General features: G+C 32.7%; 20 protein-coding genes. All 20 read left to right on the top strand.

The window, feature by feature from the left end; genetic code table 11:
* Positions 1 to 227 precede the first annotated feature (227 nt).
* Positions 228 to 842: a hypothetical protein gene (locus tag TEPIRE1_RS06960; protein ID WP_013778461.1), complete on the top strand. Its 615-nt coding sequence runs from the start codon at positions 228 to 230 to the stop codon at positions 840 to 842.
* Positions 843 to 844: 2 nt separating this feature from the next.
* Positions 845 to 1,648, top strand: a complete 804-nt coding sequence (locus TEPIRE1_RS06955) for a TlyA family RNA methyltransferase (RefSeq protein WP_013778460.1) — start codon at positions 845 to 847, stop codon at positions 1,646 to 1,648.
* A gap of 95 nt (positions 1,649 to 1,743) precedes the next feature.
* The gene (locus TEPIRE1_RS06950) at positions 1,744 to 2,265 is read left to right on the top strand and encodes a hypothetical protein (RefSeq protein WP_013778459.1); all 522 of its coding nucleotides are present in this window, start codon (positions 1,744 to 1,746) and stop codon (positions 2,263 to 2,265) included.
* Between the two features lies 1 nt (position 2,266).
* On the top strand, positions 2,267 to 3,115 hold the full coding sequence (locus TEPIRE1_RS06945; RefSeq protein ID WP_013778458.1) for an NAD(+)/NADH kinase: 849 nt from the start codon (positions 2,267 to 2,269) through the stop codon (positions 3,113 to 3,115).
* A gap of 32 nt (positions 3,116 to 3,147) precedes the next feature.
* Entirely contained in the window at positions 3,148 to 3,594 is a 447-nt protein-coding gene (locus tag TEPIRE1_RS06940; RefSeq protein ID WP_013778457.1) for an arginine repressor, read from the top strand.
* A gap of 12 nt (positions 3,595 to 3,606) precedes the next feature.
* The gene (gene recN / locus TEPIRE1_RS06935; protein WP_013778456.1) at positions 3,607 to 5,331 is read left to right on the top strand and encodes a DNA repair protein RecN; all 1,725 of its coding nucleotides are present in this window, start codon (positions 3,607 to 3,609) and stop codon (positions 5,329 to 5,331) included.
* 245 nt (positions 5,332 to 5,576) lie between these two features.
* Positions 5,577 to 6,872, top strand: coding sequence for a SpoIVB peptidase (gene spoIVB / locus TEPIRE1_RS06930; protein ID WP_414929836.1), 1,296 nt, complete (start codon positions 5,577 to 5,579; stop codon positions 6,870 to 6,872).
* A gap of 92 nt (positions 6,873 to 6,964) precedes the next feature.
* Positions 6,965 to 7,756 (top strand): sporulation transcription factor Spo0A, encoded by a 792-nt coding sequence (gene spo0A / locus TEPIRE1_RS06925; protein ID WP_013778454.1) that lies wholly within the window; start codon positions 6,965 to 6,967, stop codon positions 7,754 to 7,756.
* A 434-nt stretch (positions 7,757 to 8,190) separates the two neighbouring features.
* Positions 8,191 to 8,733, top strand: coding sequence for an NUDIX domain-containing protein (locus TEPIRE1_RS06920; RefSeq protein ID WP_013778453.1), 543 nt, complete (start codon positions 8,191 to 8,193; stop codon positions 8,731 to 8,733).
* Positions 8,734 to 9,912 (top strand): endonuclease Q family protein, encoded by a 1,179-nt coding sequence (locus TEPIRE1_RS06915; RefSeq protein WP_013778452.1) that lies wholly within the window; start codon positions 8,734 to 8,736, stop codon positions 9,910 to 9,912. It abuts the gene before it with no gap.
* 58 nt (positions 9,913 to 9,970) lie between these two features.
* Complete coding sequence (spoIIM, locus tag TEPIRE1_RS06910; protein ID WP_013778451.1) at positions 9,971 to 10,603, top strand: stage II sporulation protein M; 633 nt, start codon at positions 9,971 to 9,973, stop codon at positions 10,601 to 10,603.
* Positions 10,604 to 10,715: 112 nt separating this feature from the next.
* Positions 10,716 to 11,603, top strand: a complete 888-nt coding sequence (gene xerD, locus TEPIRE1_RS06905; RefSeq protein ID WP_013778450.1) for a site-specific tyrosine recombinase XerD — start codon at positions 10,716 to 10,718, stop codon at positions 11,601 to 11,603.
* Positions 11,604 to 11,659: 56 nt separating this feature from the next.
* Positions 11,660 to 12,826, top strand: a complete 1,167-nt coding sequence (locus TEPIRE1_RS06900) for a D-alanyl-D-alanine carboxypeptidase family protein (protein ID WP_013778449.1) — start codon at positions 11,660 to 11,662, stop codon at positions 12,824 to 12,826.
* 276 nt (positions 12,827 to 13,102) lie between these two features.
* The gene (gene spoIIAA / locus TEPIRE1_RS06895) at positions 13,103 to 13,438 is read left to right on the top strand and encodes an anti-sigma F factor antagonist (RefSeq protein WP_013778448.1); all 336 of its coding nucleotides are present in this window, start codon (positions 13,103 to 13,105) and stop codon (positions 13,436 to 13,438) included.
* On the top strand, positions 13,435 to 13,896 hold the full coding sequence (gene spoIIAB / locus TEPIRE1_RS06890) for an anti-sigma F factor (protein WP_023211499.1): 462 nt from the start codon (positions 13,435 to 13,437) through the stop codon (positions 13,894 to 13,896). Before spoIIAA ends, spoIIAB begins: the two co-directional genes overlap by 4 nt.
* Positions 13,893 to 14,615: an RNA polymerase sporulation sigma factor SigF gene (gene sigF / locus TEPIRE1_RS06885; protein WP_013778446.1), complete on the top strand. Its 723-nt coding sequence runs from the start codon at positions 13,893 to 13,895 to the stop codon at positions 14,613 to 14,615. Before spoIIAB ends, sigF begins: the two co-directional genes overlap by 4 nt.
* A 278-nt stretch (positions 14,616 to 14,893) precedes the next feature.
* Positions 14,894 to 15,106, top strand: a complete 213-nt coding sequence (locus tag TEPIRE1_RS06880) for a dodecin family protein (RefSeq protein WP_013778444.1) — start codon at positions 14,894 to 14,896, stop codon at positions 15,104 to 15,106.
* Between the two features lie 69 nt (positions 15,107 to 15,175).
* Positions 15,176 to 15,625, top strand: coding sequence for a stage V sporulation protein AC (gene spoVAC, locus TEPIRE1_RS06875; protein WP_013778443.1), 450 nt, complete (start codon positions 15,176 to 15,178; stop codon positions 15,623 to 15,625).
* Positions 15,626 to 15,638: 13 nt separating this feature from the next.
* Positions 15,639 to 16,649 (top strand): stage V sporulation protein AD, encoded by a 1,011-nt coding sequence (gene spoVAD, locus TEPIRE1_RS06870; protein ID WP_013778442.1) that lies wholly within the window; start codon positions 15,639 to 15,641, stop codon positions 16,647 to 16,649.
* Between the two features lie 18 nt (positions 16,650 to 16,667).
* Positions 16,668 to 17,021: a stage V sporulation protein AE gene (spoVAE, locus tag TEPIRE1_RS06865; protein WP_013778441.1), complete on the top strand. Its 354-nt coding sequence runs from the start codon at positions 16,668 to 16,670 to the stop codon at positions 17,019 to 17,021.
* Positions 17,022 to 17,030 lie beyond the last annotated feature (9 nt).

Genomic DNA, 17,030 nt, shown 5'->3' with positions numbered 1-17,030 from the left:
TGAGGAAATCTCCTAGACTGTCCTTTTGGGAAATGGACTGGGGATTACAGTGTGGACTAAGTGGTAATCTAGCCCTGTTTATGGTGACATAGCAGTAGCAGACTTAAAGGGGAACCGTCTTTTCGGCAACGATTAGATGTCTGCTGGGGAAATCCTGCTAGACCTAAGCCACAAAATTTACCCTGTCCATTACCGCCTGTTCTTGTTAAAAAAACGGAGGTAGTTTGTTGAATTCTGATTTAGAAAATAAAAAGTTTAAAAAAAATAACGGAAATTCAAAAACCAAATGGGTGTATAGAGCATGCGTTTTGGCTTTTGGACTTTCCGTTTTTTTTAGTTTGATTTCAGAAGTGCTATTAAAGAGTGTAAATGTTATTGTATCATTAGTCATTTTGCTTATAATAATTGCTATAGGAGTTATTTTTGATATAATTGGTATAGCTGTTACTTCGGCAAACGAGGCGCCTTTTCATGCTATGGCCGCAGATAAGATTCCCGGTGGAAAAGAAGCAGTAAAGCTGATCAGAAATGCTGACATAGTATCGAATTTTTGTAATGACGTCGTTGGTGATATATGCGGGATTATAAGTGGAGCTGCTGGAGCGGCTATAATACTTAAGATAGCCTATGATAAAAATGATATAATTCTCAGTATATTATTGACTGGGATTATTTCAACACTGACCATTGGAGGAAAAGCAATGGGAAAGGGCATAGCTATAAAAAATTCCAAAACGGTAGTGCATAATGTAGCTTTATTTTTATATATGTTAAACAATAAGTTGCATATTGATATTTTACCGAGAAATGGCGTAACTAAGGGGAAAATTAGGAGAGAATAACAATGAGTCAAAACAAACAAAGGTTAGATGTATTATTAGTAAATAAAGGCATGGTTGATAGCAGAGAAAAAGCAAAGGCAGAAATAATGTGTGGAAATGTAATAGTAAATGCTCAAATTATTGATAAGCCTGGAACCTTAATTGATGTAGAAAGTAATATTACAATTAAAAAAAAATCGCTTCCATATGTAAGCAGAGGGGGACTTAAGCTAGAAAAAGCTCTTGAATTATTTAATATAAAGGTTAAAGACAAGATCGTGTTAGATGCAGGTGCTTCTACTGGAGGTTTTACCGACTGTATGTTAAAAAAAGGTGCAAAGAAAGTTTACGCGGTAGATGTCGGATATGGTCAGCTAGCGTATAGTCTTAGGGAAGATGTAAGAGTTGTGGTCTTAGAAAGAAAAAATGTTAGGTATTTGAGCTTTGAAGATATTGGTGAAAAAGTGGATATCATCACTGCGGATCTATCATTTATATCTTTATCTAAGGTGTTTGAGCCTTTTTACAAATTACTTAATGAAAATGGAGATTTAATCACACTAATAAAGCCTCAGTTTGAAGTTGGCAGAGAAGATGTTGGCAAAAAAGGTGTTGTTAAAGATTTCAATCTTCATGTAAAAGCAATTAACAAGATAATTTCTAATGCTGCTGAACATAATTTCTTTGTAATTGGTCTTACCTTTTCTCCAATAAAAGGTCCAAAGGGCAATATAGAATATCTTGCTCATTTCAGAAAGGATTTAAAAGTTGGTAATTCCGTTGATATAGAAGATGTAGTTAAAAAGTCGCATCTTGAATTGTTATAAAGATGAAAGGAATTTTTCTATTCTTGTAGAATTGAATATAGAGTGATAAGGGTATACCGGCTGTTTCTGCTAACTTGCTCATGAAAGGTATGAAAATGGATATTAGTTCTTACATAATATTTGGCGTGATAATCGGGGCTGTTTTAACTGTTAATATCTTAAAATATTTAAGAAGATATAATCTAAAAAAGAGAATGCAAAAGGCAAAAAAAAGTGAATATAAGGCTATAGAGTTTATGCAGAATAAGGGCTATCAAATATTAGATTTACAAAAAGAAGGATCCTATACATTATTTATTGATGATAAGCCACATAAAATAACGGTGAGAGCCGATATGATAGTTAAGAAGGACAATAGGTTTTATGTTGCGGAAGTAAAAACCGGTGAAAAAGTAACTTCACCTAAATATACTGATACACGCCGCCAGTTATTGGAGTATTACATGGTATTTAAACCCAATGGTCTAATTTTAGTTGATATGGAAAGGCAAAAAATCAGGACTGTGGAATACTCTATCTTGGAATATGATAAAATGATATATATAAAATATTTGACACGGATTTTCATTTTAATTGCCATTGGATTTATCATTGGTTTTTTAACCAGAGGAGGATGAAATGTTCACAGTAGGTCTGTATCCAAATGTATATAAAAAAAATTTGATGAAAATAGCCGGAGGTTTAATCAACTGGTTTGAGAACCGAGATTATTCAGTAATGCTGCCACAAGAAGTTGCTGATTCACTTTATTTATCTCATCTTTCGGCTGATAAAGATGAACTTGTAAAAAAAATAGATGTTGCTGTAACTTTAGGCGGTGATGGTACACTCTTAAGTGTTGCCAGACAAGTAGCCCCTTATGAAATACCTATATTAGGTATAAATTTAGGACATGTTGGATTTTTGACGGAAATAGAAATATCTGATTTATATACTGATTTAGAGCGCTTCAACCGAAAGGATTACAGCATTGATATTCGAATGATGTTAGAGGCAGAAGTGGTTCGCAATGGTGAGGTTTTGGAAAGTTTTTTAGCTCTAAATGATGTGGTTGTGACTAAAGGGCCTTTTGCAAGATTAATACGCCTCAAAACTTACGCTAATGAAGACTATGTAGATACTTATCATGCTGATGGGCTAATTATTGCTACGCCCACTGGCTCTACTGCTTATTCTTTATCAGCAGGAGGACCAATAATAAATCCTGACATGGACTTATTGTTATTGACCCCAATATGTCCTCATACACTGCGAAGTCGTTCTATTGTCGTATCAAAGGATGATATTATTAAGGTAAAACTTTTGGCTGAACATCCTGAAATTATGTTGACTGTAGATGGGCAACAAGGATATGAATTGCTGCCCGGAGATCAAATCATAGTCAGGAAGTCTTCTTTTTCAACTCGTTTGATACGTATTAAAAAAAGGAGCTTTTATGATGTGCTGAGGAAAAAACTAAGTGAATGAGCGAAATTATAACAATATGAGGAGGCGCATCTGTGAAACAAAAAAGACACTTCAAAATTCGTGAAATAATAAGAGAAAAACCAATAGAAACTCAAGAAGAATTGGCAGTTGAACTTAGAAAAGAAGGATTTAATGTAACTCAAGCAACAGTATCCAGAGATATTAAAGAATTAAAGCTCATAAAAGTTTTAAGAGACAATGAACATTATTGCTATGCAGAGCCTGAAAAAACCTCAATATCCTCAGACAGATTGCTCAAAATGTTTAAAGAATCTATTATAAGTTTTGATACAGCAGAAAATCTTATTGTGATTAAAACGTCATCAGGAACTGCATCGGCTGTAGGTGAAGCTATTGACGGGCTTAATTGGTCTGATATAGTAGGAACTGTAGCAGGTGATAACACTATTTTAGTTATTGCTAAATCTAAGAAAGTCGTAAATGATATCTTAAAAAAATTTGAAGAAATCATGAGATAAGGAGGCAGACTTATGCTCCTTAACCTCTGCATTAAAGATTATGCGTTAATTGATAATTTATCAATTGCTTTTGGTCCCGGGCTGAACATTCTCACCGGCGAGACTGGAGCAGGAAAATCAATAATAATAGACGCAATTAATCTTATTATTGGGGAAAGGGCTTATACCGATTTTATTCGTACAGGAAAACAAAATGCTAGCGTAGAGGCAGCTTTTGCCTATAAAGATGCAGCCATAGACGATATTCTGGCAGAATATGGTATAGAACCAGAAGATAATACATTGATCATAAGTAGGGAAATAAATGCACAAGGTCGCAGTTTTTCTCGTTTGAATGGCAAAATGGTTCCTGCCTCTGCACTAAAAAAAATAGGGAAATTATTAATTGATATTCATGGTCAGCATCAACATCAATCATTGTTGGATAGCAAAAATCATATTCGTATATTGGATTTACTCGGTCATGAAAGTATATCAGAATCAAAACATGAGGTTAGTTCTCTTTATAGAAAATACTGTCGGGTACAGGATAATATTAAAGTTTTAGAAAAAGAATATGCGGATTTTTATAGGCGACAAGACAGATTAAAATATGAAGTAGAAGAATTAGAAGCTGCTCAATTAGAGCCTGAAGAGGACGTCGTGTTAGAAGAAAATAGAAAAGTTATAGAGAATGCCGAGAAGATATTCAGTGCTCTGGAATTCGCATATAGTATTTTGTATCAAGGTTATGAAACTTCTTCGGTAATTGATAATCTAAGTAAAATTGTCGATAATTTCGAATCCATAATGGATTTTTATAAACCAATTGATAATATTACAGAATCTTTAAAAAGTATTTTATATGAATTAGAAGATATTTCATTTACAATAAGAAATCTTCGAGATTCAGTAGATTTTGATGCAGAAAAGCTCAATACCATCAATTTAAGATTAGAATTGCTGAACAGACTCAAGTTAAAATATGGTAAAAATATACCTGAGCTGTTAAGCTATAAGGCTCAAGCTGCTGCTGAATTAGATAAAGCACTTAATATAAATGAAGAAATCAGTGAGTTAAAAGCTGAGCAGGAAAAAATAAAATTGGCTTTAAGTCAAAAAGCTTTAGAATTACATGAAAAACGAAAGTATACAGCAAATAAATTAGAACAAAGTATATCAAAAGAATTAAAAGATCTAGGTATGAAAAATGTTAAATTTAGAGTAAATATAACTTTAAAGGAAGATTTAAATGGTATTGAAATTGATGGTAAAAAAGTTCATATATCCGAAGAAGGTATTGATAATATAGAATTTTTAATCTCTACAAACCCCGGAGAGCCACTAAAGCCATTGGCTAAAATTGTTTCAGGTGGAGAATCTTCTCGCATTATGTTGGCGTTGAAGAGTATTGTAGCTCAAGTTGACAATATTTCCTGTCTGATTTTTGATGAAATCGATGCCGGAATAGGTGGAAGGACTGCACAAACAGTTGGAGAAAAGCTTTCAAGAATCAGCAACAAGCATCAAATTCTCTGTGTTACTCATTCACCACAAATTGCAAGCCTTGGTGATGTTCATTTTTTGATAAAAAAGGAAAATATAAATGGGCAGACATTTACCACAGTTTGTAATCTTGAAGGTCGAGAACGTATAAATGAGCTAGCAAGGATGTTGGGAGGAGCTGAAATTACTGAAAATACAATAATTCATGCTCAGGAAATGTTGAATTTGGCAAAAAAAATAAAGGGATGTTGAATCATTGTATTCAGCAGATACTCTTTTAACCCAACTCTTGTAATATAAAATATAAATATAAAGATTTGAAAGCCTTTTAAATTAGATAAGGCTTTTTATTTTTTACAAAAATTAACTCCCTGATATATCGATATATCGGCGTATAAAAAAGATTTTTTAAGGTTATCTTATAACCCATAGGAAAGTTTAATAGCTTGTTGCCATGCTATTACTATTATAGAATTATACGCATTCTTCCGCAGGGAGTGAAAGACTTGCAAAAAAGTAAATCGAAAAAATTAGTTATGCTTTTATTAGTAGTATTGATTTTAATTACATCAATCTTGAATATCTTTCTTGTAACTTTGCCGGAGGAAATAAAAATAATTGAAGGCAAAGAACAAAAACTAGAATTCAAGTTTCCAATGACTTTGCAATTATGTTGCAAAGAGCCTTTTTTTGTTAATGGCAGTTATTTAAACGAAAATTTAATAATAAATTTAAAAGAACCCCTGATTTTAAAATCTTCTGTTAAAGGAACCTATGATTTCGAGTTTAGATTATTAGGATTTATACCATTAAAAAAAATTAAGGTTCATGTATTGCCTGAAACTCGTGTAGTGCCCGGAGGACATTCTCTTGGAGTTAAACTTCGTCCCAATGGTGTTATAGTTGTAGGATTTGCATCTGTTACAGACGAAAAGGGTCTGAAGCATCAACCGGCTCAGGAAGCAGGTATACAGATTGGCGACATAATTGTTATGGTAAATAACCAAAAGATATTTCAAGCAGAGGAACTGTCCCAAATTATTGATAATCAACAATCAGTTATTTTAACCGTTAAAAGAAATGATAAAATATTTGATGTGAACTTGACCCCTGTGAAAAATAATTTTGGTCTTTCTCAGATAGGATTATGGGTTAGAGATATAACGGCTGGAGTTGGCACTCTTACTTTTTATGATCCCCAAACCGGATTTTATGGTGCATTAGGTCATATAATTTCTGATGCAGACACAGGTAAAATTATTGAAGTGGGCGAGGGTGAAATAATTCGTGCAAGGGTTTCATCCATATCTCCAGGCAAAAAAAATCAGCCGGGAGAAAAAAGAGGTGTTTTTATAGATGAAGAAAAGATTATTGGAAACATAATTGCGAATACACCATATGGGATTTTTGGGAAAGCATATCAATCATTTGAGAATCCATATTATACCTCACTTCCAGTAGCAACTGTAAGCCAAGTTCACGAAGGTCGTGCAACAATTCTAACAGTAGTAGAGGATGAAAAAATTCAAGAATATGATATTGAGATACAAAAAATAATAAAACAATCATCTCCCAACGGGAAAGGAATGATAATAAAAATTACCGATGAGGAATTAATTGCCAAAACCGGAGGCATTGTTCAGGGTATGAGCGGTAGCCCGATTATCCAAGACGGTTATATAGTGGGAGCTGTAACTCATGTATTTGTAAATGATCCGACAAAAGGCTATGGTATTTTTATCGAATGGATGCTAAATGAAGTAAATAATTTAAATTTTCGCGAAAAAATTTAAAAAATGAAACAAAATATGGAATACAAGGAGGAATATTCCAGAGATTGTCGAATTACTTAATTATTACAAATAATTTTTTTGGGGGGTTTTTCATGTCAGAGAAACAAGAAATAAGGTTACTAATCGCAGATGACAACAAGGAGTTTTGTAATTTAGTTGTGGAATTTTTTGAGAATGAAGAAGATATTGAAATTGTAGGGGTAGCTTATGATGGCTTGGAAGTTTTGGAAAAAACGGAAAAGCTCGAACCTGAAGTTCTAATCCTAGATTTAATTATGCCCAATCTTGATGGTTTAGGTGTAATTGAAAGACTATCAAATAAACCTAAAAAACCTAAAATTATAGTTCTTTCTGCTGTTGGGCAGGACAAAATTACACAAAAAGCAATAAACCTTGGTGCGGATTATTATATTGTAAAACCTTTCGACTTAAATATTCTTGTAGATCGCGTAAGACAAATGGTAGATAGTAATTTTCCTTCACAGTATCAAATGCAGAAAAAAGATACAGGATTTTCAATCGATAAAAAGAATAATTTAGAATTATTGATTACCAATATTATTCATGAGATAGGTATACCTGCACATATCAAAGGATATTTTTATGTTCGTGAAGCCATATATATGGTAATCAACAATGTTGATTTGCTTTCTGCAGTAACCAAAGAGCTCTATCCTAATATAGCAAATAAATATAATACTACTCCCAGTCGTGTAGAAAGAGCTATAAGGCATGCTATTGAGGTGGCTTGGAATAGAGGATGCGTAGAAACGCTTAATAATCTTTTTGGATATACCACTACAAAAGATAGAGGAAAACCTACCAACTCAGAATTTATTGCCATGATTTCGGACAAATTAAGAATGGAGCTTGAAGCAAGTTAATGCGATTATATCAAGGGTTATATCTTTTAATTAAGCAGACAAGTTACTTAAATCAGTATTACCACAATACTATAAAGTCTTAAATTTGCAACTATGAATATATCTAGTTTATTGGTAAATATTTACTAATAAATCCGTATCAGTAAATCGTTATTATTTTTCATACTATTTTCAGATAAAGCATATAAGATTACTGAAGTTAAAAAAATCAATTGTGTACATAAAACATATGAGGCAATATTTAAGAAAAAGAGAAAAACATATAAATAATAAAATTAACTTAAGCACCTTTATTTATTCAAATGTATTAAAATAAATAAAGGTGCTTAAGTTATTCAAAACTATATTTGGTCTTTACCTCTTTCAAAACTTGTCTTAAAATATTATGTGTATGAAAAATCAAAATCATATTTAATAATTGGGAGATGAAGAAAATGAATTTTAATGAAACTACACTAAGTTCTAAGAATATTTTTTCTGGTCGTATTATAAAACTTCGATTAGACGAAGTTTTGCTACCGAATGGCAGAAAGTCTACCAGAGAAATCGTCGAACATCCAGGTGCTGTTGCTATAGTAGCTTTAGATGAGAAAAATAATATATTAATGGTAAGGCAGTATAGAAAACCAATAGAAAAAGAACTTTTGGAAATTCCTGCAGGAAAATTAGAAAAAGGTGAATCTAAAGAAATTTGTGTTAGAAGAGAATTGATGGAAGAAACAGGGTATTATCCTAATGAAATACAGCATATAATAAGTTTTTACACTTCTCCAGGTTTTTCTAATGAAATAATACACTTATTTTTAGCAAAGAATTTAGAAAAAAAGGATGCGAAAGCTGACTTCGATGAATATTTACAATTAGAAATTATGCCATTTAAGGATGCCATTAAAAAAATTTCCAGCGGACAAATCGTTGATGGTAAAACAATTACTGGACTTCTTTTAACACATTCTTTTATTATGGGTGATGTGTAAATGGAATATTTTGCAGATTTACATATTCACATCGGTCAAGCCAAAAAACGACCTATAAAGATTACTGCTTCAAGAAATTTAACTCTTGATAATATCTATGAATGCTGCCTTAATAGAAAAGGCATTGATATTATTGGTATTGTAGATTGTGCTTCGCCATACGTTCTTGAAGAGATAGCAGAGCAGTTAAAAACTGGAGTAGTAAGTCCTTTAGATGGAGGAGGTCTTAGGTATAAAGACAAGCTTACAATTATTCTCGGAGCTGAGATTGAAACTACAGAAGAAAAAGGCGTAGCTCATAGTATTGCTTTTTTTCCTTATTATGAACAAATCAAAGAATTTTCTACAATTGTTTCCGCGTATATAACAAATATTACTTTAAGTTCTCAAAAGGCGCGCCTTTCCGCAAAAGATTTATTTAAAATAGTATGGGATTTAGGTGGCGAACTGGTACCCGCTCATGTTTTCACTCCATTTAAAAGTTTTTATGGTAGCTGTTATGATAGGCTTTCACTAGCTTTTGAAGATAAAATTGACTACATTACAGCCATTGAATTAGGTCTAAGCGCTGATACAGATTTCGCTGATACTATAGTTGAACTGTCTGACAAGGCATTTTTAAGCAACTCAGATGCTCATTCACTAGAAAAAATAGCAAGAGAATATAACAAAATGAATTTAAAATTTCCGGATTTTAATAATGTTTTTTTTGCATTAAGGCATTTAGATAATAATTGCATAATAGCTAATTATGGTTTAAACCCCAAACTTGGTAAATATCATAGAACTTTTTGCCCAGTTTGCAGCAACATTTCAAAAGGAACTCCACCAGTAACAAAATGCCTTAACTGCAACAATGAAACAGTAACGCTTGGTGTACTTGATAGAATAACTCTTATAGCTGATTATAAGATGCCGATTCATCCGAAACATAGACCTTCGTATAATTATCAGATTCCTTTGGAATTTATTCCGGGAATCGGTAAAAAAACTATTGAAAAACTACTTTTAAATTTTGGCACAGAAATGGATGTAATTCATAATACTGATATAAAGGAATTGTCAGAAGTAATTGGAGAGCAAAAAGCTAAAAATATTGTATTGGCAAGAGAAGGAAAACTAAATCTACAAGTAGGTGGTGGGGGTTTTTACGGTAAGGTTATAAATAGAAATGAATAATCTCGTCCCTTCCTGCATAATATCTTCTATGGAAATGTAAGGAAGGGGGATTATTTTAATGAGCCATTTCCCCAGAATTTTTTTAGAATATTTAAGAAAAAATATAATACAGTATGTGCTTTTGAGCATTATATTAATAGCTGGTATCATAGTAGGCAGTTTTACGGTAAACATGATATCAGATATTCAGAGAGAAAGCATATTAAGTCTCATTAGCGGTTTTTTAGCCAATATCAGCAATATTTCAATTAATAATTCTTCTGTTTTTTATTTATCATTGTCTAACAATTTTAAAACTGCTATTGCATTAATATTATTTGGTCTTTCCGTTGTAGGTTTACCGTTTATTTTAGTATTAATTTTTTTCAGAGGATTTGTATTAGGCTTTACTGTAGGCTTTCTAATTGAACAATTAGGTCCTAAAGGTATAGTTTTATCAGCATTATCAATTCTTCCACAAAATATAATCATATTACCGTGTATATTATCAATAGGCGTAACAAGTTTAACATTCGCTGCAGCAGTAATTAAAAATAAAATCAAAAACCATCATGAAGTTTACTCACAAATGGTAGTAGGGTATTTGTTACTAAATCTTTTTTTTAGCTTTTTACTTATTATATCTGGTTTAATTGAAGGTTATATTTCTCCTGTATTTATTAAATTTTACTCTAAGCATTTAAATTTTTAACATAATTTGTCTAAAATTTAGGCTGCTTTTTATGTTTTTTTATTGATAAGACAGGAATTGTAGACATTATATTGAATATAAAATATGGGCAAGCTTAGAGAGGATGAGTAATATGAGAGATCTTTTAGAGAATTTTCTTCAATATTTATCAGTTGAAAAGGGACTTGCAAAAAATACTATTGACGCTTATAGACGGGATTTAAAAAGTTACATATACTATTTAAAAACAAAAAAAATAACAAATATCAACAGCACTAATCGATCAACTATTGCATCTTATTTGTTATTAATGCAAAAGAATGGTAAAGCAAGCAGCAGCATCTCTAGAGCATGTGCTGCCATAAAATCTTTTTATCAATTTCTATTTATGGAACATATAATTAGTGAAGATCCAACAGTGAATTTAGATGCTCCTAAACTGGAACAGCGATTGCCTAAAGTGCTGAGTGTGGAAGAAATTGAAAAATTGTTATGTCAGCCCGATATGGCAAATCCTTTAGGTATAAGAGATCGAAGTATGCTTGAATTATTATATGCTACAGGTATGAGAGTTTCAGAGCTAATTTCAATAAGTGTTGAAGATGTAAACTTGGAAATGGGATTTTTACGTTGTGTAGGAAAAGGTTCAAAAGAAAGGATTGTTCCCATCGGTTCCATTGCTGTAAAGTATTTAAAGCTTTATACCCTTGATGCCAGGAATAAAATTTTAAATGGAAAGAAATCAAAAATTTTATTCCTTAATCGGCAAGGCAGTGCAATGACGCGTCAAGGTTTTTGGAAAATAATTAAAAAATACTCTCAGCAAGCCGGTATTAATAAAAAAATAACTCCTCACACATTCAGGCATTCTTTTGCTACACATCTATTAGAAAATGGTGCGGATTTAAGAGTTGTCCAGGAAATATTAGGTCATTCCGATATATCTACAACACAAATATATACTCATATAACGCGAAATAAAATAAAAGAAGTATATGATAATACTCATCCTAGAGCATAAGAGTGTATAACATTCCTTCCTTATGGAAAACTATTATAAGAAGGGAGGAACGATAAATGGTTTATTATAATAAAAAGATATCCTGTATTCTGCTTATTACACTTCTTATGCTTTTTATCATTATAAGTCCTGTTGCAGCTGCACCACAACTTGATATCAAATCTCCATCGGCTATTTTGATGGATGCCGGTACGGGAACAATTCTATTTGAAAAAAACTCCCATGAAAAAATGGAACCTGCTAGTATTACAAAGATAATGACCATGATCATTGCTTTTGAAGCTCTTGAATCGGGCAAAGTCAGTTTGTCGGATATTGTCAGGATAAGTGAAAGAGCATGGGGAACAGGAGGCAGTCAAGTCTTTCTGGCGCCCGGAGAAGAGCAGACACTTGAAACACTTTTAAAGTGTATTGTTATTGCTTCAGCTAATGATGCATCGATGGCTGTAGCTGAGCATATTGGCGGCAGCGTTGAAGGATTTGTTAAGCTTATGAATGATAAAGCGAAACAGCTGGGGATGAGCAATACAAATTTCGTAAATCCGCATGGCTTATCATCACCTGAACATTATACTACTGCACATGATATTGCATTGATGTCAAGGGAATTAGTCAAATATCCTTTATTTTTTAATTGGTCGACCATATGGATAGACTATCTTGAACATACTGATAAAAAACGTGATGCGACAATGCTTGCTAACACAAATAAGCTACTTGGGAAATATGAAGGATTAGACGGTTTAAAAACCGGCTTTCATAATAAAGCTGGACATTGTTTTGCAGGTACCGCAAGAAGGGGAGATTTTCGGTTAATATCAGTAGTATTAAATGCAGATACTAGCAGTCAGAGATTTGAAGATACAGTAAAATTACTGGATTATGGCTTTGGACATTTTGATTCAATTAAAGTAGTGGAAAAGGGCTCAATACAAAAAATTCTCCCTGTCGAAAAGGGGCATTTGGAAAATGTAAATGTAATTGTTCCGGAAGATGTAAGTCTTTTAATAGAAAAGGGCAAAGAAGGAGAAATTAACACAAAAGTTGATGTGCCTGATAAATTATGCGCACCTTTAAAGAAAGATCATGCGGTAGGAACTCTTTTAATTGAGCAAGGTGGTAAAATTGTAAAAAAAGTAAATCTTGTCATATCTGAAAATGTAATGAAAGCAAATATTATCGAGATGTTTAAAAAGATATTTAACAAATGGTTTACTTTTTAAATATATGTTTCTTTCTTTTACTTGATTACTGTATTTCCACTGCATTCTGGAAATATAGCAATGTAAACAATAGCAATTGAAAATTTGGAGGGATATTTTCAGTTTCTGTTAAATATCCGGTTACTAATACGTGAATTTTAATGATTTAAGACTTCCTTATAAAATTGAAGGAAGTCTTAAATCATTAAAGAGAAATATATGTAAATCATGTAATTTTATAGAAGGAAATTAATAAAATTCATCGAATTATTTTAATAGAATAAAGGGGGGTGGAGTATGGGTGAGATAGTAAAAGTAAAGGATGATATGCTAAAAATTAACCTAAAGGGAGAAATAGATCATCATATAGCATCGATTATTAAAGATGAAATAGACCGATACATTGAAAAACACAAAATAAAAAACATCTTATTTAATTTTAAAGATGTTTCCTTTATGGATAGTTCTGGTGTAGGTATGATTATAGGGCGTTATAAAAAACTCCAAAAAACGGGAGGGAAGATAGGGGTTATTTATTTAACTCCTCAAGTCAAAAAAATTTTTGATATATCAGGACTTTTGAATATTGTAAATTGTTTTAGAGATGAAAGAGAGGCCATAGAAAAATTATGAGGGGTGATTTTGTGACTGCATTAAATGAAATGCAATTGGATTTTTTAAGCAAATCTCAAAACGAATCTTTTGCACGAGTTGTTGTAGCAGCTTTTGCATCACAGTTGGATCCGACTTTGGACGAGCTTGCAGATATAAAAACAGCAGTTTCAGAGGCCGTAACAAATTGTATAATTCATGGCTATGAGAATACCGTAGGAGTTATAAGAATAAAATCAAAACTTTATACTGATAAAATAATTATATCTGTTCAAGACTGGGGAAAAGGTATTGAAGATATACAGAAGGCAAGACAGCCTTTATGGACTTCCAAACCTGAGTTAGAAAGATCCGGTATGGGATTTACAATAATGGAAGATTTTATGGATAAGTTGGAGATTGAATCTACCCCGGGTGAGGGAACAATTATTACAATGGTTAAAATTTTAAGAGATAGTTCAGAGAGGAATAATTCATGAGTTCTGAAATTATTATGGAACTTCTAAAAGAAGCTAAAAGAGGTGAAAAAAAGGCTAGAGATGAGCTTGTGTCCCTTAACCTGGGTTTGGTATGGAGCATAGTAAAGAGATTTAATAATAGAGGCTATGAGCCTGAAGATTTATTTCAAATTGGGAGTATTGGCCTATTAAAAGCAATAGAAAAATTTGATTTTTCATACGATGTTAAATTTTCAACATATGCTGTTCCTATGATAATGGGTGAAATCCGAAGATACATACGTGATGATAAACCCATAAAGGTATCTCGTTCGTTGAAAGAATTAGGCTACAAAATTCAAAAAACTCAGGAAGAACTTACAAATACTTTAGATAGAGAACCAACAATTAACGAAATTTCTGACGAAATGGAAGTACCCGTAGAAGAAATTGTAATGGCAATGGAAGCTTCTCAATCTTTAGTTTCGTTAAATGATGTGGTTTACCAAGATGATGGCTCTCCTATTTATTTAATAGATCAACTCAATGAAAATGAATATCAAGAAAACTTATTGCATGACAAAATAGCTTTGAAAGAAGCACTCTCAAAGCTTGATAGGGATGAGCGACAAATTATTACTCTTAGATATTTTAAGGATATGACGCAAATAGATGTTGCAAAAAAATTAAATATGACTCAAGTTCAAGTATCACGATTAGAAAGAAAGGTTCTGACAAAAGTAAAAAATTTATTATCTTAAGCCTAAGTTAGTTTAGGCTTTTTTTGTATAAAAAAAACTTAATCATACATAATAAAAGATAAGGAGGAAATCCGAATGACAGGTATAAACAAAAGGCTTGTTATAATAATATGTTTATTATTATTTTTAATAGCTGGGTCGTTTATTTTTAAAATTTTTGACAATAGTAGAATACCTAAAAGTGCAAAATTAGTTTTTTTGTTAAGAGAATAACTGCTCAGTGATTGGGCAAACTATAAAAGAATAATTAAGGTAATAAAACAAGGAGGACTTTTTGCATGACAGTTAAGGTCTTAGAATTGGTAGGTGAATCCAAAAATAGCTGGCAGGAAGCAGTACAAAATGCAGTAGAGGATGCTAATAAGACAATTAGAAATATTACAGGAGTAGAGGTTTTAAATAATACTGCAAATGTACAGAACGGAAAAATAGTGGAATATAAATCTAACGTACAAATAGCCTTTAAAGTAGACGGAACAACAGAAAGCTAAGAAAACGGGCACTAAAAGTGCTCGTTTTTAAACGGATTTTTATATTTAGAGATTGATTAAGGTGATTGCATGTCTGTTTTTACAAAAGAACAAAAAGATTATCAAAACTTTGTAAAGCAAAAACGGCCAAAACCTCCTATACTTAAAAATGTAATTGCAGCATTTGCTGTAGGAGGAACCATATGTGCTATTGGTCAAGTAATCTTGAATTTCTTTGTTTCTCGAGGTATGACTCCTGAACAAGCCGGTGCTCCTACTTCCATTAGCATGATTTTTTTAGGAGCTCTTTTAACGGGTTTAGGAGTCTATGATAAAATTGGTAAATTTGCTGGAGCTGGTTCAGTGGTTCCAATAACCGGTTTTGCTAATTCCATTGTTTCTCCTGCTATGGAGTTTAAAAGAGAAGGTTATGTATTTGGAGTTGCGGCTAAAATGTTCGCCGTAGCTGGGCCGGTACTGGTATATGGTATAAATTCTGCAACTATTATAGGTTTAATTTATTATTTAATTAGACTTTAGGAGGAAAGATTTTTTGTCTATAAAAAAACTGGGCAGTCAAACTATTAGATTCGAAAATCCTCCTTCTATAATCGGGGCCGCATCAATTGTCGGTCCCAAAGAAGGTCAAGGCCGATTTAAAGATTATTATGATTTGATTTTAAGTGATAACATTTATGCCGAAAGCAGTTGGGAAAAAGCAGAAAAAAAAATATTAAAAGAAACCATTGAAATTGCTATAAAAAACGCTAATCTTACTACTACAAAAATAGAGTATCTTATTGCCGGTGACTTATTGAACCAAATTATATCTGCAGGTTTTGCTGCGCGTGAATTGGAAATACCATTTTTAGGAATATATGGTGCGTGTTCTACTTTAGCTGAAGGGGTTACACTAGGTTCTATTATAGTGGATGGTGGTTTTGCTGAAAACGTGGTAGCAGCAGTTTCGAGTCATTTTTGTACTGCTGAACGACAATTTAGATTCCCTTTGGAATTAGGGAACCAAAGAACTCCTACATCTCAATGGACAGTAACAGGTGCAGGGGCAATGGTGCTATCTTCAAAACAGCAAAACCCCAGAGTAACTTTTGCAACTACCGGAAAAGTAATTGATATGGGGGAGTCAGATTCTAACGATATGGGAGCAGCTATGGCGCCTGCTGCCATAGATACTATCATAAGACATTTCCAAGATACAGGAAAGACTCCTGATGATTATGACTTAATTATAACTGGTGATTTAGGAAGTATTGGGAAAGAAATAACTGAAGAACTCTTAAAACAAAAAGGTTATAATATGTCAAATAAATATGCTGATTGTGGGGTTTTGATATATTATCCAGAACAAGATGTTCATGCTGGAGGTAGTGGATGTGCATGTTCTGCAGTTGTTACTTGCGGTTATATTTTTAAAGAAATGTTAAAAGGGCAATATAATAAAGTGCTGCTGATAGCTACCGGAGCATTATTGAGCACTACAAGCAGCCAACAAGGAGAAACTATACCTTGTATTGCTCATGCAATTTCTTTAGAAAATTTATGACAATAGGGAGAGAAGCAAATGGATGTTATAAGTGCTTTTATTGTTGGGGGCTTAATATGCGTAATAGGACAAATACTCATGGATGCAACAAAATTGACACCAGCACATGTTTTAGTTTTTTTTGTAACATCAGGTGCAGTTCTTAGCGGAATAGGTCTTTATCAACCGTTAGTAGATATCGGAAAGGCCGGTGCAACTATACCGCTTACAGGATTTGGTCATAACCTTGTAACCGGAGTTATTCAAGATGTAGATGAATATGGCCTTTTGGGTGTATTTACCGGAGGTCTAAGAGCTGCTGCTGGTGGGATAACAGCTGCTATTGTTTTCGGCTATTTTATGGCTGTTATTTTTAATCCAAGGTCTAAATAGGAAACGATT

The organism is Tepidanaerobacter acetatoxydans Re1 (assembly GCF_000328765.2).
In the GTDB taxonomy this organism is placed as follows: domain Bacteria; phylum Bacillota; class Thermosediminibacteria; order Thermosediminibacterales; family Tepidanaerobacteraceae; genus Tepidanaerobacter; species Tepidanaerobacter acetatoxydans.
The sequence above is the reverse complement of the archived record's forward strand: the minus strand, read 5'-3'. Positions and strand labels throughout refer to the sequence as shown.

Bases quoted from the DNA above. Each gene is read 5' to 3' on its own strand.
- xerD (WP_013778450.1), top strand. From the start codon at position 10,716: ATGAGAGATCTTTTAGAGAATTTTCTTCAATATTTATCAGTTGAAAAG.
- sigF (WP_013778446.1), top strand. From the start codon at position 13,893: ATGAGTTCTGAAATTATTATGGAACTTCTAAAAGAAGCTAAAAGAGGT.
- TEPIRE1_RS06920 (WP_013778453.1), top strand. From the start codon at position 8,191: ATGAATTTTAATGAAACTACACTAAGTTCTAAGAATATTTTTTCTGGT.
- TEPIRE1_RS06900 (WP_013778449.1), top strand. From the start codon at position 11,660: ATGGTTTATTATAATAAAAAGATATCCTGTATTCTGCTTATTACACTT.
- TEPIRE1_RS06955 (WP_013778460.1), top strand. From the start codon at position 845: ATGAGTCAAAACAAACAAAGGTTAGATGTATTATTAGTAAATAAAGGC.
- spoIIAA (WP_013778448.1), top strand. From the start codon at position 13,103: ATGGGTGAGATAGTAAAAGTAAAGGATGATATGCTAAAAATTAACCTA.
- TEPIRE1_RS06950 (WP_013778459.1), top strand. From the start codon at position 1,744: ATGGATATTAGTTCTTACATAATATTTGGCGTGATAATCGGGGCTGTT.
- spoVAC (WP_013778443.1), top strand. From the start codon at position 15,176: ATGTCTGTTTTTACAAAAGAACAAAAAGATTATCAAAACTTTGTAAAG.
- spoIIAB (WP_023211499.1), top strand. From the start codon at position 13,435: ATGAGGGGTGATTTTGTGACTGCATTAAATGAAATGCAATTGGATTTT.
- spoVAE (WP_013778441.1), top strand. From the start codon at position 16,668: ATGGATGTTATAAGTGCTTTTATTGTTGGGGGCTTAATATGCGTAATA.
- spo0A (WP_013778454.1), top strand. From the start codon at position 6,965: ATGTCAGAGAAACAAGAAATAAGGTTACTAATCGCAGATGACAACAAG.
- TEPIRE1_RS06945 (WP_013778458.1), top strand. From the start codon at position 2,267: ATGTTCACAGTAGGTCTGTATCCAAATGTATATAAAAAAAATTTGATG.
- recN (WP_013778456.1), top strand. From the start codon at position 3,607: ATGCTCCTTAACCTCTGCATTAAAGATTATGCGTTAATTGATAATTTA.
- spoIIM (WP_013778451.1), top strand. From the start codon at position 9,971: ATGAGCCATTTCCCCAGAATTTTTTTAGAATATTTAAGAAAAAATATA.
- TEPIRE1_RS06915 (WP_013778452.1), top strand. From the start codon at position 8,734: ATGGAATATTTTGCAGATTTACATATTCACATCGGTCAAGCCAAAAAA.
- TEPIRE1_RS06880 (WP_013778444.1), top strand. From the start codon at position 14,894: ATGACAGTTAAGGTCTTAGAATTGGTAGGTGAATCCAAAAATAGCTGG.